28 protein-coding genes and 1 riboswitch are annotated in these 24,095 nt (G+C 31.2%); of the genes, 3 read left to right on the top strand and 25 right to left on the bottom strand.

Annotated features, from left to right (window positions below; all coding sequences use genetic code 11):
- Nucleotides 1-176: 176 nt before the first annotated feature.
- The 6 genes from ACFVRR_RS10300 to ACFVRR_RS10275 all read right to left on the bottom strand — a co-directional run bounded on the left by ACFVRR_RS10300 (nucleotide 177) and on the right by ACFVRR_RS10275 (nucleotide 5,272).
- Nucleotides 177-893: a hypothetical protein gene (locus tag ACFVRR_RS10300; RefSeq protein ID WP_097979292.1), complete on the bottom strand. Its 717-nt coding sequence runs from the start codon at nucleotides 891-893 to the stop codon at nucleotides 177-179.
- Nucleotides 894-913: 20 nt separating this feature from the next.
- Nucleotides 914-1,111: a DUF2768 family protein gene (locus ACFVRR_RS10295; RefSeq protein WP_387327810.1), complete on the bottom strand. Its 198-nt coding sequence runs from the start codon at nucleotides 1,109-1,111 to the stop codon at nucleotides 914-916.
- A 443-nt stretch (nucleotides 1,112-1,554) separates the two neighbouring features.
- Entirely contained in the window at nucleotides 1,555-1,824 is a 270-nt protein-coding gene (locus tag ACFVRR_RS10290; protein WP_056466710.1) for a stage VI sporulation protein F, read from the bottom strand.
- A 335-nt stretch (nucleotides 1,825-2,159) separates the two neighbouring features.
- A complete protein-coding gene (locus ACFVRR_RS10285) occupies nucleotides 2,160-3,197 on the bottom strand; it encodes an NAD(P)H-dependent glycerol-3-phosphate dehydrogenase (protein WP_387327807.1) in 1,038 nt (345 codons plus the stop codon).
- A 42-nt stretch (nucleotides 3,198-3,239) separates the two neighbouring features.
- Nucleotides 3,240-4,550, bottom strand: a complete 1,311-nt coding sequence (gene der, locus ACFVRR_RS10280; protein WP_097979290.1) for a ribosome biogenesis GTPase Der — start codon at nucleotides 4,548-4,550, stop codon at nucleotides 3,240-3,242.
- 131 nt (nucleotides 4,551-4,681) lie between these two features.
- Entirely contained in the window at nucleotides 4,682-5,272 is a 591-nt protein-coding gene (locus ACFVRR_RS10275; protein WP_387327805.1) for a YphA family membrane protein, read from the bottom strand.
- Between the two features lie 128 nt (nucleotides 5,273-5,400).
- Here ACFVRR_RS10275 and ACFVRR_RS10270 point away from each other — a divergent pair, with 128 nt between their 5' ends.
- Nucleotides 5,401-5,538, top strand: a complete 138-nt coding sequence (locus ACFVRR_RS10270; protein ID WP_069031858.1) for a YpzI family protein — start codon at nucleotides 5,401-5,403, stop codon at nucleotides 5,536-5,538.
- A 47-nt stretch (nucleotides 5,539-5,585) separates the two neighbouring features.
- Here ACFVRR_RS10270 and rpsA read toward each other — a convergent pair whose 3' ends face one another.
- From rpsA to ACFVRR_RS10200, 14 genes are all read right to left on the bottom strand, one after another.
- Nucleotides 5,586-6,704, bottom strand: a complete 1,119-nt coding sequence (gene rpsA / locus ACFVRR_RS10265; protein WP_387327802.1) for a 30S ribosomal protein S1 — start codon at nucleotides 6,702-6,704, stop codon at nucleotides 5,586-5,588.
- Between the two features lie 108 nt (nucleotides 6,705-6,812).
- A complete protein-coding gene (gene cmk / locus ACFVRR_RS10260; protein WP_387327800.1) occupies nucleotides 6,813-7,493 on the bottom strand; it encodes a (d)CMP kinase in 681 nt (226 codons plus the stop codon).
- A gap of 138 nt (nucleotides 7,494-7,631) precedes the next feature.
- A complete protein-coding gene (locus ACFVRR_RS10255; protein WP_069031855.1) occupies nucleotides 7,632-7,817 on the bottom strand; it encodes a DUF5359 family protein in 186 nt (61 codons plus the stop codon).
- Between the two features lie 471 nt (nucleotides 7,818-8,288).
- Entirely contained in the window at nucleotides 8,289-9,257 is a 969-nt protein-coding gene (locus tag ACFVRR_RS10250; protein WP_387327796.1) for an asparaginase, read from the bottom strand.
- A gap of 117 nt (nucleotides 9,258-9,374) precedes the next feature.
- Nucleotides 9,375-10,349 carry a YpdA family putative bacillithiol disulfide reductase gene (locus tag ACFVRR_RS10245; protein WP_387327794.1) on the bottom strand — a complete coding sequence of 325 codons (975 nt, stop codon included), beginning with the start codon at nucleotides 10,347-10,349 and terminating at the stop codon, nucleotides 9,375-9,377.
- 142 nt (nucleotides 10,350-10,491) lie between these two features.
- The gene (locus ACFVRR_RS10240; RefSeq protein WP_387327791.1) at nucleotides 10,492-11,772 is read right to left on the bottom strand and encodes a Glu/Leu/Phe/Val family dehydrogenase; all 1,281 of its coding nucleotides are present in this window, start codon (nucleotides 11,770-11,772) and stop codon (nucleotides 10,492-10,494) included.
- Nucleotides 11,773-12,009: 237 nt separating this feature from the next.
- On the bottom strand, nucleotides 12,010-12,618 hold the full coding sequence (locus tag ACFVRR_RS10235; RefSeq protein WP_025672362.1) for a genetic competence negative regulator: 609 nt from the start codon (nucleotides 12,616-12,618) through the stop codon (nucleotides 12,010-12,012).
- A gap of 76 nt (nucleotides 12,619-12,694) precedes the next feature.
- Nucleotides 12,695-13,603: a MerR family transcriptional regulator gene (locus ACFVRR_RS10230; protein WP_335447919.1), complete on the bottom strand. Its 909-nt coding sequence runs from the start codon at nucleotides 13,601-13,603 to the stop codon at nucleotides 12,695-12,697.
- 33 nt (nucleotides 13,604-13,636) lie between these two features.
- Nucleotides 13,637-14,287, bottom strand: a complete 651-nt coding sequence (locus tag ACFVRR_RS10225) for a hypothetical protein (protein ID WP_387327788.1) — start codon at nucleotides 14,285-14,287, stop codon at nucleotides 13,637-13,639.
- Nucleotides 14,288-14,659: 372 nt separating this feature from the next.
- Nucleotides 14,660-15,316, bottom strand: coding sequence for a CBS domain-containing protein (locus ACFVRR_RS10220; RefSeq protein ID WP_387327786.1), 657 nt, complete (start codon nucleotides 15,314-15,316; stop codon nucleotides 14,660-14,662).
- Nucleotides 15,317-15,428: 112 nt separating this feature from the next.
- Nucleotides 15,429-16,031 carry a LysM peptidoglycan-binding domain-containing protein gene (locus ACFVRR_RS10215; protein WP_387327784.1) on the bottom strand — a complete coding sequence of 201 codons (603 nt, stop codon included), beginning with the start codon at nucleotides 16,029-16,031 and terminating at the stop codon, nucleotides 15,429-15,431.
- A complete protein-coding gene (locus ACFVRR_RS10210) occupies nucleotides 16,028-16,612 on the bottom strand; it encodes a CPBP family intramembrane glutamic endopeptidase (RefSeq protein WP_387327782.1) in 585 nt (194 codons plus the stop codon). Before ACFVRR_RS10210 ends, ACFVRR_RS10215 begins: the two co-directional genes overlap by 4 nt.
- 9 nt (nucleotides 16,613-16,621) lie before the next feature.
- The gene (locus ACFVRR_RS10205) at nucleotides 16,622-18,139 is read right to left on the bottom strand and encodes a RecQ family ATP-dependent DNA helicase (protein ID WP_387327779.1); all 1,518 of its coding nucleotides are present in this window, start codon (nucleotides 18,137-18,139) and stop codon (nucleotides 16,622-16,624) included.
- Nucleotides 18,126-19,199, bottom strand: coding sequence for a YpbB family protein (locus ACFVRR_RS10200; protein ID WP_387327777.1), 1,074 nt, complete (start codon nucleotides 19,197-19,199; stop codon nucleotides 18,126-18,128). Before ACFVRR_RS10200 ends, ACFVRR_RS10205 begins: the two co-directional genes overlap by 14 nt.
- 320 nt (nucleotides 19,200-19,519) lie before the next feature.
- On the opposite strand from ACFVRR_RS10200, the gene ACFVRR_RS10195 reads away from it, so the two are divergent.
- Complete coding sequence (locus tag ACFVRR_RS10195; protein ID WP_025672247.1) at nucleotides 19,520-19,768, top strand: ferredoxin; 249 nt, start codon at nucleotides 19,520-19,522, stop codon at nucleotides 19,766-19,768.
- 97 nt (nucleotides 19,769-19,865) lie between these two features.
- Here the strand turns inward: ACFVRR_RS10195 and ACFVRR_RS10190 are convergent, their stop codons facing one another.
- Nucleotides 19,866-20,153: a hypothetical protein gene (locus ACFVRR_RS10190; RefSeq protein ID WP_387327774.1), complete on the bottom strand. Its 288-nt coding sequence runs from the start codon at nucleotides 20,151-20,153 to the stop codon at nucleotides 19,866-19,868.
- A 250-nt stretch (nucleotides 20,154-20,403) separates the two neighbouring features.
- Between ACFVRR_RS10190 and ACFVRR_RS10185 the strand changes: the two genes are divergently transcribed.
- A complete protein-coding gene (locus ACFVRR_RS10185) occupies nucleotides 20,404-20,970 on the top strand; it encodes a YpiB family protein (RefSeq protein WP_387327772.1) in 567 nt (188 codons plus the stop codon).
- A 96-nt stretch (nucleotides 20,971-21,066) separates the two neighbouring features.
- On the opposite strand, the gene ACFVRR_RS10180 is transcribed toward ACFVRR_RS10185, so the two are convergent.
- From ACFVRR_RS10180 to ACFVRR_RS10165, 4 genes are all read right to left on the bottom strand, one after another.
- Nucleotides 21,067-21,636 carry an ECF transporter S component gene (locus tag ACFVRR_RS10180; protein ID WP_025672334.1) on the bottom strand — a complete coding sequence of 190 codons (570 nt, stop codon included), beginning with the start codon at nucleotides 21,634-21,636 and terminating at the stop codon, nucleotides 21,067-21,069.
- A 218-nt stretch (nucleotides 21,637-21,854) separates the two neighbouring features.
- Nucleotides 21,855-21,991: riboswitch (FMN riboswitch) on the bottom strand.
- 63 nt (nucleotides 21,992-22,054) lie between these two features.
- A complete protein-coding gene (locus tag ACFVRR_RS10175) occupies nucleotides 22,055-22,963 on the bottom strand; it encodes a phosphotransferase (protein WP_387327770.1) in 909 nt (302 codons plus the stop codon).
- Nucleotides 22,964-23,068: 105 nt separating this feature from the next.
- A complete protein-coding gene (locus ACFVRR_RS10170; protein ID WP_175403423.1) occupies nucleotides 23,069-23,215 on the bottom strand; it encodes a hypothetical protein in 147 nt (48 codons plus the stop codon).
- A 287-nt stretch (nucleotides 23,216-23,502) separates the two neighbouring features.
- Nucleotides 23,503-24,072: a cob(I)yrinic acid a,c-diamide adenosyltransferase gene (locus ACFVRR_RS10165; RefSeq protein ID WP_387327767.1), complete on the bottom strand. Its 570-nt coding sequence runs from the start codon at nucleotides 24,070-24,072 to the stop codon at nucleotides 23,503-23,505.
- Nucleotides 24,073-24,095: the final 23 nt, after the last annotated feature.

Here is a 24,095-nt window from a genome sequence, read left to right as displayed (position 1 = left end):
CAATACATGGGAATAATTGACTTGAAGTAGTATACCTATGACAATATCATTCTATGATGTTGTCCTAGTGAGTTATGACAAGATTTTTTATTTTTTCTTTTTATTCACTTGGGATCAAATAAAATAATCCTTCGATAAAATGTATTCTTTTATCAAAGGATTATGATTTATATTATTTATTTTTGTTCTAAAAACACTGGTTGTCCATCTTTAATCGTATATGGAAGTGAGTATGCAGGCACGATTGGAGAGTCTTTTACTAAGATAGAACGAATATCTTCACCGAACTTATAATTTTTCGCTTCTTTTATTTTTGCATATAAATCAGTTGAATAGTCAACATAGAACTCCCCATCATTCCCCATGATAATTGGTAAGTTCTTATTGCTATAAGGACTGACTACGAACGGTTCTTCCTTGAAACCCATCTTTTTATAGTTTAATAGAAAAACACCATTAGCCAATGTTTTCTTGATTGGTGGGTATGTATGTTTATCTTTATAAACTTGTACTCTTAATGAAACATCTCTTAGTTTCTCTGCAATTCTAAGATCGACTAATTTAACAGTCGGATTCTTCTCTGCATCTACTAATACGTACTGGAAGATACCACCATTTTCATAAGAATTACCAGGTGCATCACTTAAATAACCAGGTGTTAACTTTGTAAAATCAATTGGATATTTAATATAAATAGGTGTATTCATATCCTTGTTTTTTATAGGTAACATTCCTGAATTGTTTTCCTTAAATTTATTAATGGCAGTTTGAACTGATTGCAATTGATCATCATATGGTACTTGATTTTGTGCAAGTTTATCTTGTGGATACAAACAGCCACTTAATAGACTTATAACAAAGCACATTAGAATGGAAAGAAATAGCTTTTTCATGTTAGTCCCCTTTATTCTCATTAACTAGGCCAGCTTAATACGATATATGTAATTAAAATCCCTGAAATAATTAAAGACATATACGCAATGAAAGCTGTAATCATTTTTAAAAATTTTATTTTTATTTTGTTTCTACTCAAGAAAATTAAAAATAATGATAAAAGCATTAATCCGATTCCTACAAAAGAAATAATTTCATTAATATGTGACAAGTTCATTATGTTCCCCCTATGTATTTTCTACCATTATTATAGTATCAAAATAATCACATGATTTGAATTAAAATCTTTTTAATCCTATTAAGACATTATCGACTTATTTAATGCTTACGTATACTTGTCTGCTATAAATTTATTTCCAGCTTCATAAAAAATCCATTAGAACATATTCACTAGTTACAACCTTTACAACCACCATCAAAATACCTCCTTGATAAAAACCAACCAAGGAGGATTTTAGGACCATTCACATATTTAAAGGGACAAAATAAAAAGAAAGAAAAAGTAAAAATATACTTCTTCTTTCTTCGAAGCAAACTGGGGCAATTGCTTCGTAATCATCCTCGACTAACACCCACCAGAATACATCCGGTATAAGTCATTCTATAGTATGCGAAAATGTATGATTATGCACTAAATACATCGCTGAAGAATAAGCCCAATTATTTTTGTTTAAACATATTTGTTAATGATTGAAAATCTAATGGCATATTATTTGTAACAATTGCTTGAACGATTTTGTCTTCTTTTTCCTTAGAAACTTGACGACCTGTCATCAATGCAATTTGACGAACTAGTTTTCTAACAGTTGCTTCATCTTTAAAGTTTGCATCTTTTACTGAATCAGCGACTTTAAAAATATCTGATTTGCTTACATTTGCTTTCTTTTCAATCTTATCGAAGAAACCATTTGGATTATTATTAGTCACCATTCAAACCTCCTTCTTTTCTATACAACATATGCTATGCAAAAAAAGAGAAATGGTGAAACGCCTATTTTAGTCCACAAAAGAAAAAGCACTAAAACAAAGTTTTAATGCTTTCAGACTGCCCGCCAAACGCTCGCTTTCTTCGTTACTTCGCCTGTCTGCGGTGCTCATTACCGTCAAAGGTAACTCCGCTCCTCACCAGGCTTCGCGCCTCGAAAGACAAGCGCTTGCAATCAGTCTGAAAATCAAGTATTTTGTACTTTGTCTACAAATTAAAAGCACTAAAACAAAGTTTTAATGCTTTTAATCTGATTATATTTACATAAATTATAAATTAATTACTCAGCAAGATCGCTTATATAATTTGAAGTACTTTCGCCCTCATGTTTTTTTACACGGGACATAAGTGCATCAACTGCTAATTTTGGATTTTTATTTTCAAATAATACTGCGTGTAATTCATTAACAATTGGCATCTCTACATTTACTTGTTTTGCTAATTGATATGCAGCCTTAGTCGTGCGAACACCTTCAACGACCATGCCCATATTATCTAATACTTCGTCTAAAGATTTGCCTTTCCCTAATAAATTACCAGCTCTCCAGTTACGGCTATGAACACTCGTACAAGTTACGATTAAGTCGCCCATTCCTGTTAAACCAGCAAAAGTTTGAGTATTAGCTCCCATAGCCTTACCTAAACGGATTATTTCTGCAAGTCCGCGTGTCATTAAAGCCGCCTTCGCGTTGTCGCCATATCCAAGTCCGTCAGTAATACCAGCAGCTAGAGCGATAATATTCTTTAATGCTCCACCAATTTCTACACCAATTACATCTTCGTTTGTGTATACACGGAAATAACCATTTGAGAATAATTCTTGTACAATTTCCGCATCTTCCATATTTTTAGATGCCGATGTTACAGTCGTTGGATGTCTTAAAGCAACTTCTTCAGCATGACTTGGACCTGATAATACAACTACTGATTTTAAGAATTTCGCTTTAATTTCTTCAGCGATCATTTCTGAAACACGCTTAGATGTGTCAGGCTCAATCCCTTTACTTGCATGGATTATTGTAACCTCGTTCGTTAATTCATTATTTAATTGTTGGCAAACTTCTCTTATTGCTTTAGTTGGAACAACAAGCAAAATATAGTTAGCTCCATTTATAGCTTCCTTTAAATTAACCGATGCCTTTAAATTTTGAGGTAAATTAATTTCTGGCAAGTATCTTTTATTAGTATGCTGTTCATTTATTTCATTGATTTGTTCGGATTTATTTCCCCATAAAGTAACCGTATGCCCATTATCTGATAAAACCATGGCTAAAGCAGTACCCCAACTACCTGCACCTAAAACAGCGATTTTTTCCAATTCAACACTCCCCTTCAAAAAGAATCCAAATTTTATATCGAATTAAGCTCGAGCACGACCGATAATCCTAATTGGAGATCCCTCAAAATCAAAAGCATCCCTAATACGATTTTCTAAGAAACGCTCATAACTAAAGTGAAGTAATTCAGGATCATTTACAAAAACAACAAATGTAGGTGGTTTAATTGCTACTTGAGTTGCATAATACACTCTTAATCTTTGTCCATTATGTGTTGGTGTTGGATTCATCGCAATTGCATCCATGATAACATCATTTAATACATTTGTTGGAACGCGTAAACTATGGCTTTCACATGCTTTATTAATCATTGGTAATAAAGTTTGAGTTCTTTTCTTCGTTTTAGCTGATAGGAATACAATTGGAGCATAATCTAAGAACTGGAAATGTGCTCGAATGTTTTCAATGAATTCATTCATCGTTTTTTCATCTTTTTCTACTGCATCCCATTTATTTACGACAATAACAACTGATCTACCTGCTTGATGTGCATATCCAGCAATTTTCTTATCTTGTTCGATAATACCTTCTTCACCATCTAATACGACTAAGACGACATCTGATCTTTCAATTGCACGTAAAGCACGTAATACGCTGTATTTTTCCGTACTTTCATATACTTTACCTTTTTTTCTCATACCAGCTGTATCGATAATGACATAGTCTTGGCCATCTTTTGAATAAGGTGTATCGACAGCATCACGAGTAGTTCCAGCAACATTACTTACAATTACACGTTCTTGACCTAATAATGCATTTACTAAAGAAGACTTCCCTACGTTTGGTCTACCAATTAAACTAAATTTAATTGTCTCTTCATCGTAATTTTCATCTTCTTGATCAGGGAAGTGTTTTACAACTTCATCAAGTAAATCACCCAGCCCTAAACCATGTGAACCTGAGATTGGAAATACTTCTCCAAATCCTAATGCATAAAAGTCGTAAATATCGCTTCTCATTTCAGGATTATCGACTTTATTAACTGCTAATACTACCGGTTTTTTTGTTTTATAAAGAATTTTAGCAACTTCCTCATCTGCCGCTGTAACACCTTCACGGCCATTTGTTAGAAAAATAATAACATCCGCTTCATCAATTGCGATTTCAGCTTGTTGACGAATTTGCTCTAAAAATGGCTCATCACCAATGTCAATTCCACCTGTATCGATTAAACTAAATTCTTGATTTAACCATTCTCCTGAACTGTAAATACGATCACGAGTAACCCCTGGAATATCTTCTACAATTGAAATTCTTTCTCCCACTATCCTATTAAAAATAGTTGATTTCCCTACATTTGGTCGTCCAACTATTGCAACTGTCGGTTTAGACATTTAATTCATCCTTCCTAGCATAACTATGTACCATTTAATCATCTAAATGAGTTTTAGTTTAGTTTTAAAAATTGATTTATTTAAATAACTTATCTATTTTAACAAAAAATATGAGAAAAGACCAATACACTTCAACTTTTTAGTAATTTTCTATTTTTGAGACTTAATTTTGATCCATAAATTACGATGAATTGAATTGCAGACAATAATAAAATGGACATAAATAACGTATCAAACCAATTCAAATCTCCAATTATATATTTAAAATTAATCGACTTAAACGTAATATAATTAAAAATGTCTCCCTGAATTAGACCAATCGTTATATAACGCATTTTTTCATAATAGGATTTACTTAAAAAGAAAGTAAGTAGTATTACTAAAAATGAACTAATTATCTTCTCATCAATAAAAAAACTTGCAGGATCATAAATCGAAAGCAGTGTAACTACACTAAATGTCATGCCTATAATCAGGCCTTTAAAGAAATGAACAATTTGTTCAATTAAATTTAATAAACTAATAAAGTAGCTTATGATAAAAATTATAATGATATATGAAAAATTTATATCAATTGAAAATAGATCAATTGTGTAAGCTGAACAGCTGATTAATATAAGCACTCCCGCTAAATACAAGAAATTCTTCTTAGTTCGATCCCGATAAAGTAAAAGAATTAATACAATAATCCAAGAAGTAATGATAAATAGACTACCTTGCACACGAAAACCTCCTAATAGTACTAGTATGAACAATTCATATTTCAAAAATAATCAAATAGAAAAGAAAGTGTATAAGAAGTTGCATTTAAAACGAATCTATAAATGAGATTTTTATGGAGGTGAATCGAGTGGGAAAAGATCGTCAAGAAAAGAAACTTAAACAATCTAGAAGAGTTGAATCTGATCGAGATCAAAGCATTCATAACAAAGGTGCTACGCGTTTAGACACACCTGAAGAAGCAAGAGCAGAAAATCAACATAACTAAAGTACTCTAAATAAAAATCCTTCAGCAAATGGCTGAAGGATTTTTTATTATTTTTTAAATTTATTTAATTTATCACCAAGTAGTTCGCTTAATTGGAAACCACTTTCACTTGGCTGTACGTATTTAGCAATATCTTCTTGAAGTTCAGCTTCACCAGCTTCTTTAATGCTTAATGATAAGCGTTTTTCAGTAGGGTTGATATCTAAAACTTTAACTTTTACTTCTTGACCAACTGTTAGGACTTCGTTTGGATTTTTAATATGTTTATCAGCAATTTGAGAAACATGAACTAATCCTTCAATTCCATTTTGAACTTCTACAAATGCACCAAAGTTTGTAAGACGTTTTACAGTCCCTTCAACTACAGCCTCTGCTTTAATGCTTGGATTTAATTGATCCCATGGTCCTGGCTGAATTGCTTTCATTGATAAAGCAATACGGTTAGTATCTGTGTCAATTGAAAGAACTTGAACTTTTACAGTATCTCCTACAGCTACAATCTCTTCAGGCTTTGCAACTCGTTTATGAGACATTTGAGATACGTGGACTAATCCATCAACTCCACCAATATTTACAAACGCTCCGAAATTTGTTATTCTTTCTACTTTACCTTCAACAATTTGCCCAACCTTAATAGAAGAGTATGCTTGACGGCGATTTTCAACTTCATTTAATTGCTCAACAGCTTTATGAGATAGGATTACTCGATTTTTTTCGCGGTCTAGTTCTTCAATCACTACTTCAAGCGATTGACCAACATAGCTTCCTAAATCTTCAACGAATTTTTTTGAAACAAGTGAAGCCGGAATAAATCCACGAACACCTACGTCTGCAATTAGTCCACCATTTACTTGCTCTGTAACGATCACTTCAAAAACTTCTTTACTAGCTAATTTTCCTTCTAATTGTTCCCAAGCTTTAACTGAATCTACGGCACGTTTAGAAAAAACAACTGAATCTTCCTCAACTTTAATAACCTTTAATTCAATTTCTTGTCCAACAGTTAGCGCGTCACTTACATTTTCAATATGTACGTTTGAAATTTCTTTTATTGGAAGAATACCATCTGTTTTTCCACCGAAACCTACGATTGCTTGCTTATCTTCAATTTGTTCTACTACACATGAGATAATTTCTCCAACTTCTGGCATTACTTTTTCAACCATGTCATATTCCTCCTTATGTTTTAAAAATGGATAGACCAATTATGTATTATCCTCTTTTACCTTCTAATAAATAAGCAGAAAAGTCAAGAAATCTGATGACTAATTCTTCTAAATATTTTTTATTTTATCTTCAACAATCGTTAATATTTCATTTACAACATCATCAATGTTTTTAGAAGTAGTATCTAATGAGATTGCATCATCAGCTTTTTTCAATGGTGAAACTTCTCTTTCCGAGTCAATTCGGTCTCTTGTTGCTATTTCTATTTTCAATTGCTCAAAGTCACTTTCAAAACCGTTTTTGACATTTTCGATATGTCTTCTTTGAGCTCGTTCATCAACAGAAGCAATCATAAAGATCTTAACTTCTGCATCAATTAATACATGAGTCCCAATATCTCTACCATCCATTACAACCCCACCATTTACGGCATATCCACGTTGTAAATCTACCATTTTTTCACGAACTAAACTATGTTTTGCAACAAATGATACGTTTCTAGTTACTTCTGGTGTTCTTATTGGCTCAGAAACATCAACATCATCAATGAAAACTTTTTGAGTTCCTTCTTCTGGGATTAACTTAATCGCTATATTTGAAAGTAAGTTACTTAATTCCATCTCATTATTTACATCAATATCGTTTTGGATTGCTTTAAAGGTTAGAGCACGGTACATTGCACCAGTGTCGATATATACATATCCTAATTTTTTTGCAACAATTTTTGCAACTGTACTTTTACCAGCAGCTGCAGGTCCATCTATCGCTATACTAATTTTTTTACTCATATGTCCTCCTACATAAAAAAAGTGCTACTTTAATAGCAACCTTTAATCTTATCATGTCCTAAAAAAATAAAAACAAATAAAAATAAAGCAGGCTAGCCTGCTTTATTTTATATTACCATATGATTCCGATGAATTCATCTATTTACCAATATGATTATATACTTCTCTCGTTACGTCCTTAGCTTTTTGCGTAACGCCTTCATATAATTCAATTTTCGTTAAATAGACCGAAAGACTAGGGAATGATAAGACATATTGACTTATGACTAAACAAAATAATTGAATAATAATTAATTTAAATAGTATTCGTTCGATTCTTTTCATTTAAGATCATACCTTTTTTATTACCAGTATGATTAGATTCTATTAATTTTATACACAATTTTGAATTTAATTTTTAATTCATCTAAATTTTTTCAATAATAAAAAACAACCTTGTCAATTATTTACCAAATTTTCGTAAAAGGAGTAGAGTGATGTTGATTTCCCCTGCGGGGTCTCAGCCTTCCGCTTATCCCATAGGAGTCGAGCATCCCTCCATTCCAAACAACTAATTCATCAAAAAAAGTTTACAATAAAACAAAATATTTTTAAATTTTTAAGATTTTACAATTACTAAAGTTTGTTGACTATTATAAAACTGCTAAAACTAATTAACATTTAAAACCCTTAATAGTCCATCAAATAATGAAAATATATTATCAATGAGTTTCACTAATATACAATTGACCATTTGTATTTCAACTAAAAAAAACGTGCTATGCACGTTTTTCAAAAATGTATAAACAAGTAAGATTATTTAGAGAATCCTTCAAGAATATCATTCACTTCGGATGCTAACATAACAGTTAATTTAATTCTTGCCTTTTTACTATCATAATCTTTACCTAAAATTACACCTTTATTAACTAAATCATAGGCGCTTCCGTAATAATCATAAGTCGGATATACTTCGCCTTCTTCAGAACTTGTTGTGATGATTACTTTAATGCCATCATTTACAGCTTTTTCGATTTCTTCAGTCATATGTGGAGATACTTGTCCTCTTCCAACACCTTCAAGGACAATACCTTTAGCGCCATTTTCAACAGCTGCTTTAATTAAGTATCCTTTTGCTTCAATATAACATTTAATTATATCTACTTGAGGTAACTCACTTGTAATTTTGTATTTATCCTTTAATACCGGTTTTTGATAGATATGTACTTTATCGTTATCGATAATACCTAGGTATCCGAAGCCAAATACGTTAAAACCTTGAATATTAGATGCATGTTCTTTTTTTACATATCTTGCAGTAAAAATACGTTCATTAAAGACAACAACTGTACCTACGTTTCGAGTAGATTCGTCAGATGCAGTATAGATTGCATGTCTTAAATTGATAAAAGCATCGGTACCTAATTCACCTGGTGATCTTTGAGAGCCAGTAATAACAACTGGACGATCATCGTCAATTGTTAAATCTAAAAAATAAGCCGTTTCTTCTAACGTATCAGTTCCATGGGTAACGACAACCCCATCAATTGTTTCATCTTGATAATATTCTTCAATTTTATTCTTTAACAACATCCAATGTTCGAAGCCTATGTGCATACTTGGAACTTGGAAAAAAGAATCAACAATAACATTTATATCTTTTGGTAAATTAAGCATTTCTGCAATTTCTTGACCTGACAATGCCCCAGAATCTAATTTACCTGATTCTGCATTTGGTTTACTAGCAATCGTTCCACCCGTTGTTATTAATACTACTTTTTTCATTTTAGCACCTCATTTCACAAGAAATTATAACATTTTAAAATTCTTTTAGTAAACAGAAAACGGCTTGAAAATCTTTAATAAAAAAAACGTAGCATGGCTACGTTTAATTTTTTAAAATTATTTATTACTAACTAAGTGAGAAACGATTAAGTCACCGTGAAAACGGCCATTTTCTATAAAAATTTCGTTTGCATTGTTTCCAGCAGCAATTACCCCTGCAATAAAAATGCCTTCAATATTTGTTTCCATTGTTTCTGGGTTGAATAATGGTCTTCCTGTTAGATCATCTACTTTAACGCCCATACTTTTAATTAATGTATGATCAGGGTGGTAACCTGTCATGGCATAGACAAAGTCATTGTCAATCTCAACTATTTGTCCTTCTTTTTCGTATACTACTGATGATTCTTTTATTTCAAGTAAATTTGCGTTAAATTCCATTTTAATTGTTTCAGAACGGACAAGTGCCTCGAATTCTGGTAGTACCCATGGTTTAATACTTGGTGAATAAGAACTGCCTCTATAAAGTACAGTTACATCCGCTCCACACTTTTCTAGTTCTAGTGCTGCGTCCACACTTGAGTTTTTCCCACCAATAACGACAACCTTCTGATTAAAATGTTTATGACCTTCAAAAAAGTAATGGGATACTTTATTAAGTTGTTCACCAGGTGTTAATAAGTAGTTTGGTTGGTCATAATATCCAGTTGCTACAATAACAGCTTTGGCTTCATAACGTTTTTCGTCACCGTTAATTGTAACTGATTCGATGATAAAATCACTTTTCTTACTAACTGTTTTTACCTCTTCATAAGCATTAATTTTTATTCTATTTCGTTTAACAACATCACGGTAATATGCTAGAGCTTGGTGTTTTTTTGGTTTTCTACCTTCAATAATAAATGGAATATTTCCCACTTCTAATTTTTCACTTGTACTAAAAAATGTTTGATGAGTTGGAAAACGACTGAGAGTATGAACTATATTTCCTTTTTCAATAATTAATGCAGATATCCCCTTATTTTTTAATGCTAGATAAGCTGCAATACCACAGGGTCCTCCGCCAATGATTAGAACTTCAACTTTTTCCATTTGAAACATCTCCAATAAACTAGAGTCTTAATTATATTTACTATTACTATTTTACGTAAAATATTCAATTTGTCTAATAATAGCTAATCATAAAAAAACAAGATGGATATTCTCCACCTTGTTTTTATCAGCAAATATAATCTTATACCCAGCCTCTGAATCGGCTAGCTTCAGCCATTTTACGCGCACCAACCATATAAGCAGCTAATCGCATATTTACTTTTCTATTTACACTTGTTTCATAAATATTATTAAATGAACGTACCATAACTTTTTCTAATCGCTCTTCTACTTCTTCTTCAGTCCAGTAGTAACCTTGGTTATTCTGCACCCATTCAAAGTAAGAAACAGTTACGCCACCAGCACTAGCTAATACGTCTGGTACTAGTAAAATACCACGCTCTGTTAAAATCTTAGTAGCTTCAAGGGTTGTTGGTCCGTTAGCAGCTTCAACTACAATATTTGCTTTAATATTATGAGCATTATCTTTTGTAATTTGATTTTCAATCGCTGCTGGCACTAAGATATCACAATCTAATTCTAATAATTCTTTATTTGAAATTGTATTATTAAATAGTTTAGTAATTGTACCAAAACTATCTCTACGATCTAATAAATAATCAATGTCTAAGCCGTTAGGATCATGAAGTGCACCATAAGCATCAGAAATACCAATAACTTTTGCGCCAGCAGCATGCATAAATTTCGCTAAGAAGCTACCTGCATTACCAAATCCTTGGATAACAACTCGTGCACCTTCTAAGTTAATACCTCTACGCTTTGCTGCTTCACGAATTACAATCGTTACACCTTTAGCAGTAGCTGTTTCACGGCCGTGAGATCCACCTAATACTAATGGTTTACCAGTAATAAAACCAGGTGAGTTAAATTCATCTATTCTAGAATATTCATCCATCATCCAAGCCATGATTTGTGAGTTTGTAAATACGTCTGGAGCTGGAATATCTTTAGTTGGTCCTACGATTTGGCTAATTGCACGTACATAACCGCGGCTAAGTCTCTCTAACTCACGGAATGACATATCACGTGGATCACAAACGATTCCACCTTTACCTCCACCATATGGTAAATCTACAATTCCACATTTTAAGCTCATCCAGATTGAAAGGGCTTTAACTTCATTTTCTGTTACATTTGGATGGAAACGGATACCACCTTTTGTTGGTCCTACCGCATCATTATGTTGAGCTCTGTAACCAGTGAAAATTTTCACTTGTCCATCATCCATGCGAACTGGAATTTTTACAGTCATCATACGAACTGGTTCTTTTAAAAGTTCATACATTTCATTTGAATATCCTAATTTTTCTAACGCTTCTTTAATAACTACTTGTGTAGGCGCTAGTACGTCTAAATGTTCTTCTGTGTTGCTATTTTTCTCTGTAGATTTCTCGGCAACCATTGTAAACCCCCTAGAAATTTGAACTATGAAAAGATTCATTCATTCTGAAATTAGTATACAACTTTCCATCCCTTTTTGAAAGTTATAAACACATAGAAAACAAAATATAATATCCGTTTAATGTAAGCGTTTTCTAAGGTCATTATACTCCTATTTCCAAAATTTGAAAAGGAAAGAATATGAAGAAATACAATATATTAATAAAAAATTTACAAAAGTAAAACCTCTCGTAATAAATTACTGAGAGGCTTTATTTTTAACGAAATAAAAATGCAGTTGTTCAATAGCATTTTCTGAGATAAGTTCTTTACCATATTCAATAATACGGTAAATTGTTCTTGTGGAAGGATTACCATATTCAGCTAAGATCGCATAAAATGTTTCACGATCTAGTCTTCCAATTTCATTCTCCTCGAACTTTAAGTAAAACGTATTTTCAAAAGAGAATAATCTCCCACCTAAAGCATCACATGAAACCAATTTTTCAGAAAGTAGGATTAGATCATCTAAAGTAGAAAACTCGTACAATATATGTTCACTTTCATCTAGGATTACTTCCATCGAGATAAAATCGTCTTGAAATTCATCTTCCTCTTCTTCAATTTCATCGGATTTTGTTACAATTACAACCATTCCTTGAGCTTGAAGAGAGAAAACTTCAACGGATACTTTTCCATCTACTTCGAAACCTAGTTCTACGCTAGCTTCATGCATCATATCTTGAAAAAGCTGTTGAACTTTTGGCGCATTATACCATAAGTCTTCTTTTGTCAGACCACGTTCAGATAAATCATCAGATGTAAGAAAAACTTTTATTTTATTGTAGTTCAACCGTTCCAACCTCATGAACTAGCCTCCTTGCTGCATTTACCATAGTACAGTTTATGTTTTTATATAATTTTGGTGATTCTAAAGTCAAAATTCATTTATAATTAAAATTCTGCTTTAACCATTCATCCCAGTTCGATTGTTGACTACCAATATAAAATTCCTGTATGGAATCCATAATTGGGCTCTCACAAGTTGAAACTGCGTGTCCACCAATTCCGATAATGATATCAGGTTTAATTTTTTTAATTATGATGGCTAGATCAATTGTTTTCTTTAAATTTTCTCTTAAAGTACAGGTCATGATAAATCCAGCTGGATTCACTTCATTTATTACTTGTTCAACATCGTTTGAATCAATTGATGCTCCTAAATAAATTACTTGAAAACCGATTCTTCTTAAATAAATCGTAAAAATTAATAAACCTAATTCATGCTTTTCTTCTGGTCCACAAACTGCGATTAACTTTGGCAAATGTTTATTGTTAGGTGAATTTTGATAAATCATCCCTAATCTCGTTCTCAAAAAAGATGTTGCAAAATGTTCATGAGCACTTGTAATTTCACCATTACGACATTTATCACCGATTAATATAAAAACCTTAGAAATTATTTTAAATAATACTTTATCGACAGAAAAAAGACTAAAAGCGTCATTCACATAATTGTGGGCTTCACTTTCTTCAAAAGATAATAATGAAGAAACAATTCGATTTACTAGCGCATCTGATTGAAGATTTTCAGTAAGAGAGCTGTCATTTGACGACTTATGCTCTTTGGCTTCGTATAAATTAATTGCTTGTCCAATTGTAAACCCTTCATTAACTTTTTGAACGAGCCATTTTAAAATGTAAACATGTTCCTCTGTATAAAGTCGATGGCCAGCATCATTTCGTACAGGACTTATAATATTATATCTTCTTTCCCATGCTCTTAATGTGCCTGGTAAAATCCCAACAATGTTAGAAATTGCTTTAATATTGTACTTTCCTATTTGGGCCAATTTTCTTTCCTCCTGCATGTAAACAACAAACACCTATTTCATAACTTCAAAATTTAGAACTGTTATTGTGTTTTGTTTGCGAATTCCTTTATTGTTGTGTAGCTCCAAATATACCGTTTTCTGATTTCGATGTACATTTAATTGACTTCTTTCAAACAGATAAACTTGAATACTTTCAAAATTACTACTATGACTATCCGTGACTTCAGTATAGCTTGTTAATATACTAAGATCATCTTTATAACGCTCTTCAAGTGCAAAGTCTAAATGATCTCTCTTTGTTTTCACATCATCTAAACCAACAATCGAAAACTTCGTACCATATTCAGTTTCAAATGAAGCACTTTTATTTTCTAAAATTGTAACTTTACAATCTAGTAATAATGCATTTAGATCCCTATAATTGCCACTATAGTCAAAATCATTCCACAAAAAATAGACAGGAGCAATAGAAGATAAATAGTGAATGTTTTCATCCTTATATTTTTTTGACTTCTTTTTTGAGTAACCACTTAAAAGAATTAATGTATTATGATTGCAAATTTTTTCAATCTCACTCAATTTAAAAGGAATATCGCCTATATTTGGAATCCATATAAGCTGAATTGACTGTAATGAATCATCTAAATTCTTTATTTTAATTTTTTTATGTATAATTTCTAGCTTACTTTTTCGATTAATCAATAGAATAATTGCTACAATTACTAAGAATCCGATCAATGATATTATTTTTATTTTAATTTCCCCCTTGTAACTTAACCCTATAATAAAGTAAATGTCAGTAGTTTCTCTGATTTTACTTCATTCAAAAAATCAACTTAATTTATTTCTTTTTGTTTCTGTTCAAAGTGCTTTTTTTTATTATACAAAAACTAGTAGAAATTGAAAAATTTTAAACAACAAAAAAACTTATGTCCATTGATACAAAATGGGCATAAGTTTTTAATTTAAGTGAATTATGTTTTAATCGTTTTTAAAAGTCAATTTTCGTATGAGCAAAATAAGAGCATTAATCAATATTTAGTTTCAAAAAAATTGAAAAACAGATTTTCAATATTAGTGTTTAACTGCAGAATTTTCTATTTCATTCGTAACAGATACTAATCTTAGACCAAGCTCTTCAAATTTACGTAAAATTTTATCGATATTTTTATTATCATCTATTTTCAAGACAATTCTTCTTAATAAATGATCTTTTGAATCAAAAGTTACTAGCGAAATTATATTAATCCTAAAATGGTGAAGATACTCAAGTAATCTTGCTAATTGCCCTTCCTTCTCCATACTTGTCATTGAAATTCTTATTCCTCGACAGTCCTTTCCAAGTACTTCTTGAAAAATCTCAATTACGTCATATCTAATAACTAGTCCAACAAAATTTCTCTCATCATCAACTACCGCAATTGATGGATATTTTTTTAACGAATTCATTGTATCTTCATATGGCTCATCCGCTTTAACACAAATTGTTTGATGTGTTGCGATTTCGCCTATTTTTATCATCTTAATAAATTCTTCTTTTGGTAATTCATTATAAAAGCAACTTCTATAAATCTCTGCTTGAGAAATCATTCCAATATATTTATTACCCGCTAATACGGGTACACTATCAATTTGCTTTTCCAATAAAAGTTTCATTGCGCTTTCTACAGTATCATTTGATTGGACCGTTATGACTTGATGTTTTTGAAGCATTCGATGTTTTGCTAACACTCTTTAACACTCCCTTCACTCTATTTATAACATAGAAAGAAAGCATCCGATTAAAGAGAATTTGTCTAGATTTCGAATTTCAATTTCATTGGCTTTTATATATTACTTAACCTTATTTATCCACATCAACATTCAATGGGATTTTTAATATCTGGCCGGGCTTCACTTCGATCCCATTTAAATGATTTGCATCTTGAATAATTTCTTCTCCATCACGATTACCATAATATTTCATTGAAATAGTAAATAATGTTTCCCCTCTTTGAACTTCGTGATTAATCTCTTCTACACCTACAGTTTCACTTGAATCTGTTTGGGGTTTTATTATATTTTTTATCTCTTTTTTGATTGGAGCTTTTTTCTGTGATTCATTCTTTTTTTGTTTTTTTAAATGATCGGTAGCTGCTAATTCAACCTTTTCAAATTTATTTGAAGGAATGATTAAACTTCCTTTTTCAGTAAAAATTTTATCGTATTTACTATGTACAAATTTCACTACTCCAAATGGTAGCATGATAAAGATTATGACTAAAGCAGTGATTAAAGGATATTTTATTTTCCACCAAGGCCTTCGTTGATCCTCTTTTATTTTCATTGTTTCACTTCTTGGTGGTAGATTTAACAAATCAACGGCTTTATTTTGGTCATTTATTTTCTTATTTTTATTCTTTCGACTTAAGTAAGCTATACTATTAGTCTGAAGCTCATTTTTCATTCTTTGTCTTCACTTTCCAAACTAAATTTCATATACATTCCTAAAACATAATCTAAAATAAAATGTGCGATAAATACTATCACAATATTATTTGTTTTCAAATATAAGTAACCTAAGAAAAAACTTTCAATTAATACAATTGTAAGTAAAATTGGTTTTTTCACATATCGAAAATGAACTAAAGCGAATACCACTGATGCAATAATTAGTCCAAATTTAGCTTGAATAAATCCTCTAAAAAATAATTCTTCTGATAATGCGATTAAAATGCAAAGAATCGTCATTTCAGGGACTGAAAGTGACGTAAAGAATCTTTTATTAAATCCACCATCATCTAACAAACGCTCCGGAATCGTATAATTTAATAAAATATTAAATAGGACGAGTGAGCATCCAGCACCGAATCCATATAAATATGTTTTAAAACTTTTAAATAAATGTAAATCATCTATAAATTTTTCTGTACCAATAAAAAAAGCAATACATAAAATAGCGACTACTAAAATGATAAACTGCGTACCATATACGCTTTTCTTCAAATAGTTAACTGGAATTTCTTGACGGTTTAATTCGCTTTCCATATAGATTCCTCACAGCCCCAATTTATTTCTTAATTCTTGTTTCCATGAAAGTACTTTATCATTTTCATTTTTCTCATGATCAGTTGAACAATAGTCTTCAAACGATATACCACAAATATTACAGCAATTTTTTGGTCTCTGTACTAATATTTCATCAAAAAGTAAAAGATATTTTTCGCGATAACAAGTGGATGAAGCTAGAAAATCGATCATCGCTTTAAGTTTTAAATATTTTACTTTTTTTCGCTCCGAAATTAACTCTTTAATCGATTCTAATAAGTCATTATTTATTTTTTCTAAATGCAAGTTTTCATCTACGATTACATTAAATTTAACCATTTCAGAATGAAGCGTTGTCCACTGTATTTCACTAAATTGAAAAACTGCTTTCCAATTAGATACGAGCGTTTCAGTCAATTTGATCGGATTTTCTTCTATTCTTTTTAAATACGCTAGAAAAGACTCAACTTGATTTACAGAAAGGATTTCGTCATCAATAAGCCTTAGTGGTAATTCATGATCTTCTTCACAAACAATTAATATCGCAATACTTGGCTCACCATCTCGGCCGGCTCGTCCAATTTCTTGAAGATAATTCTCGATGTTTGAAGGATACTGATAATGAATAACAAACCTTACATTTGGCTTATTAATCCCCATACCAAAAGCACTTGTACAAACTATGATATCTATTTGATTTTGAATAAATTGTTGTTGAATTAAAATTCTTTGTTCATGTTCCATTCCACCATGATAATAAGCGACTTTGCAATTTAAATTTTCTCTTATGGTATGTGAAATTTTCTCGCAAGCAGCTCTTGTACCACAATAGACGATGCCTGGACCAGTTAATTTAGAAAGATGATCAGTTAAAGACTTCAGCTTTTCCATTTCCGAATCTACTTTTTCAACTTGAATTGCTATGTTCTCCCTGTTAACTGAATTGATATATTTTTGAACATGTTTTAACTGTAAAGTTTCGATTATTTCTTCCCGTACATTTTTGCTAGCTGTAGCGGTTAAAGCTAAAACCGTCGGATTATTTAATTTCCGCTTTATTTCCCCTAAAGTTTTATATTCTGGTCTAAAATCATGCCCCCACTGTGATATACAATGTGCCTCATCAACAACAAATAACGAGATCCTAGACGCAGAAAGCTTTTGTATTAAAAATTGATTTTGTAACATTTCAGGCGAAACAAAAATAAACTTATAGCTGCTTATATTATTAAATAAATATTTTTTTTGCTCAAAGCTTCTAAAGCTATTTAGCGCAATAACTCGTTTATCCCCAAATGCTTTAATCTGCTCTACTTGATCCTCCATAAGGGAAAGTAATGGTGAAACGATTACTACAACGCCTGGCAAAAGTAGCCCTGTTAATTGATATAATAATGATTTACCCCCACCTGTAGGGAGCATTGCTAAAACATCCTTCGAGTTTAACAAATCATTAATAATTTCTTTTTGGTTAATTCGAAAACTTGAATAACCGAATTTTTCGTATAGAAGTTTATTCAGGTCCATGTAGATCACCCATTCTTGCAAGAGTAATACGAATTTGAAAATATGTTACCTCATTTAATAAAGCTTCTTTAATAATTTTTAATTTCCTTGTGTTTAGTTCAATAATTTTATTTTTTATTAAAGTAAATTGCTTTGTTGTAATAAATTGATTAATTGGCAATAACTTATCACCTAAAACACACTCAACTATATGATCCTCTATTGTACTAATCTTTAACTTACGAATCTCAGCTATTTCTTGAATTGTTTTACCATCAGTAAATAATCGCTTCGTTTCAATAGAGGTATTCGTAATATTAGTACTCTTATCTCCATTTACAAATTTACTTAACAAAGGATAATTATTGTTTGGTACAACCAAAATAGTGATCATATGATGTAAAGTATTAATCGAATTGAGATAAATTTTTTCAACACTCACTTTGTGTTCTGATGCAATTTGCTCAAAAGTCATTCCATAAGCATTTGCTCCAGACAATCGTTTCACAAATAGTAATGCGTCTTCGTTACTTATATTTTCTAAAATTGTATGCAATTCTTTGTAAAATTGATTAACTAATTCGTTTTTATTCCCAGTATAATTAAGAATCTCATTTTTTACCCAATCTTGTATATCTTGATCTTGAATAACTGCCCTAAAATATTTTAAATTCATATTCAGATTGGAGACCGTTTGAAAAAACAATGAAAATCTTTTCCAAAATATCTTTTGAATACTAGAAAACCTTAGTCCGTTTATATATGTAAATTCCATAAACTGTATTTTTTGATTTGCTAAATAAGCTTGACCATTTTTATTTAACAAATAGATATTCTTATTTTCAGACTGACCTATATACCCCTTAACCTCTAACCCATTTATAATTTCATGCATATTCTGATGTGTAAGGAAATGAAAAAGTCCGAAAAATGATGTCACTTGATAAAAATGAGAATCTTGAATAATTTGAGCACTTTGTTTACCTTTTAATAAATACATTATACCTTGGATCGTTCGTTCACCATTATATCGATGAAGTAAAAAAAGGATGATTTCCTCCAATATTGATAGCTTAAACATCATAAACCTCTCAATTAAAATTATTCCATTAATATATTTAAATATTTTTCCGAATAATAATTAGTAGTACAAAAATATTTGTGCATTTTTTCTAAATAGTTTTTATTTCTTCTAGCTTATCATATGTATCAATAACCAAACCATTTTAAACATATAAAAATCATTATTTATTTTATTTGAGATTTCATCATTTCTCGTTTTTTTCAAAACCTTGTACAATTATATTGAAAAGTTTTGGAAACCGTTTTAAAATGTTTACAGGTACATTACAAAAATAGTATCTGTAACATAAACAGGGAATAATTTGGGAGGTCAATACAATGGCAAAATATACAATCGTTGATAAAGACACTTGTATCGCATGTGGCGCTTGTGGCGCAGCTGCACCTGATATCTATGACTATGATGATGAAGGGATCGCATACGTTACTCTAGATGATAACCAAGGAATCGTTGAAATTCCAGACGTTTTAGTTGATGACATGATGGATGCATTTGAAGGATGCCCAACAGACTCAATCAAAGTTGCTGACGAAGCATTCGATGGCGACGCTTTAAAATTCGAATAGTAAAAACTGCGGCGAAGTTATTTCGTCGCTTTTTTTATTTTTTCAAATGAAAACACGAGCTCAACATACCAGCTCGTGTTCTATAATCGTTCAAGGATTATCCACTTATAAGCATTAGGTTTCTCCTTTTTGATTCCATCGTATAGCTCATTGTGAATGAACCAGCTACTTGATTATCTTTATCGATTAAGTCAATCCTAGTTGATGATAAACCTTCTTTAACATCGACTAACTTAAATCCCCTATTCTTCGCTTCTTGTATAATTTCTGAATCACTTCTCGTATAAAATTCTGGACCTAATTCTTTTACTAAAATCGCCTTGGTCCATGAATCCTTTTGATTTAAAGTTTCTTGACCTTTCTTTGAGAATTGGTCATCGTTCATAATTAACTCCCCTATTGAATTTGATATTTAATTACTATTCCCATTTCATGATCAGTTCAACAAAACAGATGCCTTAGTTACATAAAGTGATTCACAATATCACATTTCAATTCGTACTTATAAAACCTTTTCCTAAAAAATGAAGACAGTGCACCCAAAGTCTTGATACAAATTATTTCCTTATTTTACATATTCAGAATTATCAAATAACTTGCTATAATAAATAAAACATCATGAGAGGATGAACAGCATGGAACAGATGACAATTACCGAGAAAAAGACGTTTTTAAACAAGTTATTAGAGAAAAAACAAGTAAAAAAAGACATCGAATTGATTTTACAATATCTCCTTGCTGTTGATGAAGTACTAGCAAACATCTCTTTTGTCGAAGATGCACAAAGTACACCAAATGGCATTGTCTTTAATTTTCGAAATGATAACTACTCATATCCTCAGTTTTCTTATTATGAAAATAATAAGAAGGTCGATTTGTCAACAGAAACGATTTACCATAAACTTCGACTACATGGGAAGGAAACAAAGTTTTATATTGAGTTGTTATTTGATGTGATGCCGATCGAGTACGCTTTGATCTTAGATATTAATCCGTTTTCGACGACTACCTTTGAACCCAACGAGGAACTACAAACAGAAATCGATGAGCTTCTATCATCTCTTATAGCTCAAACTACACACACACTTCTACTTCGTCAAATTGATAAAGCACTAGATGAGAGAGACGAACAACAATTTCTTTTGTTATCTTCTTTAGCTAATAAACTTAAACTAACAAATAAACCATCTATCATTCGATAGATGGTTCTCTTTTTTTAGATATTGATCTCTCTCTCATCCAAGAGACTCAAAAAACAAAAAAGTGTCTACCAAAAATTAGTAGACACTTTCATTTATTTATACGTTATGAACATTCATTCTTTGAGTTAACCAAACCTTTAATTTTGGGTAGATAACTAAGAATAAGATCATGATTAATAAACCTTTAATTGCATTAAATGGCATAATTGATGCAACAATTACTTCATTTGGTAGCTTAAAATTCATGAAATGTGCATATGCAGGTAATAACACGAAATAATTTAAAAGACTTAATATCCCAGTCATCACAACTGTACCAACGATTAATCCAAGAGTTAGCCCTTTTACTGAACGGTATTTTCTAAAGAAATACGATGCAGGTAAAATGTATAATACTCCCGCACTAAAATTAGCAAATTCTCCAATTGGTACACCAGTCATACTACCATTAATCACATAATGTAGGATGTTTTTTATTAACTCTATTCCTATTCCTGCTACTGGTCCAAAAACAATTGCTCCTATTAATGCTGGTACGTCACTAAAATCAATTGTAAGCCATACTGGAAATGCAGGAAGTGGAAAGTACAGCATCATGAGTACATAAGAAATACTGCTAAGCATTGCCACTATCACCATTTTATTTACTTTGTTGCGTTGTTGCATATTACCTCTCTCCTTTTTCCCGATCATATCAAGAAAAATGAAAGGTTCGCTTAAGTTGCGTTATTATTTGCACATATTATAATAAGTCCGAAATAAAAATGAAAAATAGTATAAAATTCTGCAAATAAAATAAAATCCCCTATTTTTTCGAAATAGGGGAGAATTTTCAGTACGCCAAATAAGCGTTCAAAAAGAAATAATTTTTTGAACTTGCGAACCTCCATCTTCTCCCATCCAGACTATACTGTCGGCTCTAGAATCGCACTAGATCCTGCCCAAAAAATCAGGCTCGCGGGCTTATAAGCAATGCTTAATTACCGCCGGTGGGGAATTTCGCCCCGCCCCGAAGATAGATCGTTTATTAAATTACAGTTTAATGTTACTAAATTAAATACAGTTTGTAAATAAAAATCTCTGGCTAAACATTTAAAGCATTACTTAGGTTTTCTTGACAAAACCTTACCAACGAATCATCCTTTTGATCATCCGCATATAACAACAGCACAACTGTTGTAAAGACGGCTCTAAACTGTGCTAGTTTTTTTGACACTTCCGATACATTACCATAAATCTCAAAAAACTTCCCTCTCATATCGTTCGGAATTAGACTATAAATAATTGATAAATCTAATTCACGATGTCCGATATGAGCATCACCCCAATCAATAATTCCTTTAAGTTGGTTTTGTTTATTGACGATCATATTCTTAAAATGTAAATCACCATGAACAAGTACTAATGGTGTCTCACTTTTTATTTCGACTAAGCTTTCAATATATTGATTAATTTTCTGTTCATCTTCAATTAGTTCCTTCTGTATTGCCTGTTGTATATATTTTTTAGCCTGAGGTTTACGGAAGTTTATATCTAATCTCTTCAACTCATCATACGGTAAATTAATATCATTTAATTCATCGAAATTTATTGAATGTAAATTTTTCAAGAAATTCGCGATTGGTTCAATCATTAAAATTCTCTCAGTCCTATTTAAATTAGTTGGAGGCTTTCCAGCAATAAAATTATATCCTAAAAATGGCCAAGGAAATAATTCAGATGGTTTTCCATCGAGTATTGGTACTGTAGTCTTCAATTCAAAATGATTAAATATAATTGGGAGTAATTTTCTTTCAACGTTTAAAATTGCTACAGCTATTTCTCTTCGCGGAAATCTTAGTAAAATTTCATCATTTAAACAAAAAACAGTATTATCAAATCCTTCGCCAATTTTTTTTATTACGTTTATTTTTATTTTAGGAAATTGTATCTTTACTATTTCTTTCGCTAATTCCTCTTCCATTACAATTGCTGGATCCCATATATTAGTCATTTTTTTCTCCTTAAATCAAAAATAGAACCTCACATATAAATGTACTTTACCAAATTTATTAGTAAATTACATTTAAAATAGAAGTTCTAAAAACAAATACTATTATTAAGGATTTGAAACTATTTTTAATTCATGAAAATTTTTATCTAATATAATATCCTTTAATTTTTCTCGATTTCCTCCGATAAATAAAAGGCCAATCGTTAAAACAAACACCACAATCAACAAACATCTCCTAAGAAAATCAAACATTATTTACCTCCCACCTGAAAATGTAAAAAGTGTTTAATCTGCCCAATAACTCGTGGACTATCAACTGGTAATTCAAAAAAAATTGGACTAAGCTACTTACTCATTTCAAACCTTTAACTCTTATGTATATTACTTAAGATGTACTTGAGCAAATCGAAAATGTAAACGACAAGAAGTACTTTTACTAATCATACACTCAATCATTCTATGATGGAAAAATCTTATTTATACAAAAAAAATAGCGATTGATTAGAAAAATTTAACTATTCAATCGCTATTTTTCTTATTTATTTTTTATCAGTTCGAAATACAATTGCTCCTCGCTCGTATTCTACATCCTTAATATTTAAACGTGTGTTGATTAACCTTGCAAGTGCAAAGAAATAATCAGATAATCGATTCAAATATAAAAATACTGGAAGATGAATATTTTCTTGCTTCATTAATGTTACGACCGTTCTTTCGGCACGTCTCGTTACCGCTCTTGCTTGATGAATGATTGCAGCAGGCTTTGACCCACCTGGTAAAATAAAACGTTGTAATGGGGGAGTTGCTTCCATATATTCATCGATTAATGTTTCAAGCTCTTCAACCATTTTCTCTGTCGTTTTAAAAGGGATGCTATCCTTTACTACTGCCAAATCTCCACCACAGTCAAATAGTTCATGTTGGATCTTTTGAAGTGAATTGTAAATATCTCTCGTATCTTGATGATCTAAATATGTCATTGCGTAACCAACGATTGTATTTACTTCGTCAATTGTCCCGTAAGACTCTACCCTTAAATCATCTTTGTCAACTCGTTTACCTACTAAGCTAGTCTGACCTTTATCCCCAGTTTTTGTATAAATTTTCATGAAAAATCTCTCCTTTTTTCAAT

The sequence above is a fragment of the Gottfriedia sp. NPDC057948 genome, assembly GCF_042887255.1.
GTDB lineage: Bacteria > Bacillota > Bacilli > Bacillales > Bacillaceae_G > Gottfriedia.
Note: the sequence above shows the minus strand (reverse complement) of the source record. Positions and strands in the feature narration are given on the sequence as shown.

What these genes read in the sequence shown, in the direction of transcription:
- ACFVRR_RS10235 (WP_025672362.1), bottom strand. Translation starts at nt 12,618, where the DNA reads ATGAGGTTGGAACGGTTGAACTACAATAAAATAAAAGTTTTTCTTACA.
- ACFVRR_RS10170 (WP_175403423.1), bottom strand. Translation starts at nt 23,215, where the DNA reads ATGTTTGATTTTCTTAGGAGATGTTTGTTGATTGTGGTGTTTGTTTTA.
- ACFVRR_RS10245 (WP_387327794.1), bottom strand. Translation starts at nt 10,349, where the DNA reads ATGGAAAAAGTTGAAGTTCTAATCATTGGCGGAGGACCCTGTGGTATT.
- ACFVRR_RS10190 (WP_387327774.1), bottom strand. Translation starts at nt 20,153, where the DNA reads ATGAACGATGACCAATTCTCAAAGAAAGGTCAAGAAACTTTAAATCAA.
- ACFVRR_RS10210 (WP_387327782.1), bottom strand. Translation starts at nt 16,612, where the DNA reads ATGGAAAGCGAATTAAACCGTCAAGAAATTCCAGTTAACTATTTGAAG.
- ACFVRR_RS10255 (WP_069031855.1), bottom strand. Translation starts at nt 7,817, where the DNA reads ATGAAAAGAATCGAACGAATACTATTTAAATTAATTATTATTCAATTA.
- ACFVRR_RS10200 (WP_387327777.1), bottom strand. Translation starts at nt 19,199, where the DNA reads ATGTTTAAGCTATCAATATTGGAGGAAATCATCCTTTTTTTACTTCAT.
- ACFVRR_RS10215 (WP_387327784.1), bottom strand. Translation starts at nt 16,031, where the DNA reads ATGAAAAATGAGCTTCAGACTAATAGTATAGCTTACTTAAGTCGAAAG.
- ACFVRR_RS10205 (WP_387327779.1), bottom strand. Translation starts at nt 18,139, where the DNA reads ATGGACCTGAATAAACTTCTATACGAAAAATTCGGTTATTCAAGTTTT.
- ACFVRR_RS10240 (WP_387327791.1), bottom strand. Translation starts at nt 11,772, where the DNA reads ATGGTTGCCGAGAAATCTACAGAGAAAAATAGCAACACAGAAGAACAT.
- ACFVRR_RS10295 (WP_387327810.1), bottom strand. Translation starts at nt 1,111, where the DNA reads ATGAACTTGTCACATATTAATGAAATTATTTCTTTTGTAGGAATCGGA.
- der (WP_097979290.1), bottom strand. Translation starts at nt 4,550, where the DNA reads ATGTCTAAACCGACAGTTGCAATAGTTGGACGACCAAATGTAGGGAAA.
- ACFVRR_RS10175 (WP_387327770.1), bottom strand. Translation starts at nt 22,963, where the DNA reads ATGACTAATATATGGGATCCAGCAATTGTAATGGAAGAGGAATTAGCG.
- ACFVRR_RS10195 (WP_025672247.1), top strand. Translation starts at nt 19,520, where the DNA reads ATGGCAAAATATACAATCGTTGATAAAGACACTTGTATCGCATGTGGC.
- ACFVRR_RS10165 (WP_387327767.1), bottom strand. Translation starts at nt 24,072, where the DNA reads ATGAAAATTTATACAAAAACTGGGGATAAAGGTCAGACTAGCTTAGTA.
- ACFVRR_RS10300 (WP_097979292.1), bottom strand. Translation starts at nt 893, where the DNA reads ATGAAAAAGCTATTTCTTTCCATTCTAATGTGCTTTGTTATAAGTCTA.
- rpsA (WP_387327802.1), bottom strand. Translation starts at nt 6,704, where the DNA reads ATGGTTGAAAAAGTAATGCCAGAAGTTGGAGAAATTATCTCATGTGTA.
- ACFVRR_RS10290 (WP_056466710.1), bottom strand. Translation starts at nt 1,824, where the DNA reads ATGGTGACTAATAATAATCCAAATGGTTTCTTCGATAAGATTGAAAAG.
- ACFVRR_RS10180 (WP_025672334.1), bottom strand. Translation starts at nt 21,636, where the DNA reads ATGCAACAACGCAACAAAGTAAATAAAATGGTGATAGTGGCAATGCTT.
- cmk (WP_387327800.1), bottom strand. Translation starts at nt 7,493, where the DNA reads ATGAGTAAAAAAATTAGTATAGCGATAGATGGACCTGCAGCTGCTGGT.
- ACFVRR_RS10185 (WP_387327772.1), top strand. Translation starts at nt 20,404, where the DNA reads ATGGAACAGATGACAATTACCGAGAAAAAGACGTTTTTAAACAAGTTA.
- ACFVRR_RS10250 (WP_387327796.1), bottom strand. Translation starts at nt 9,257, where the DNA reads ATGAAAAAAGTAGTATTAATAACAACGGGTGGAACGATTGCTAGTAAA.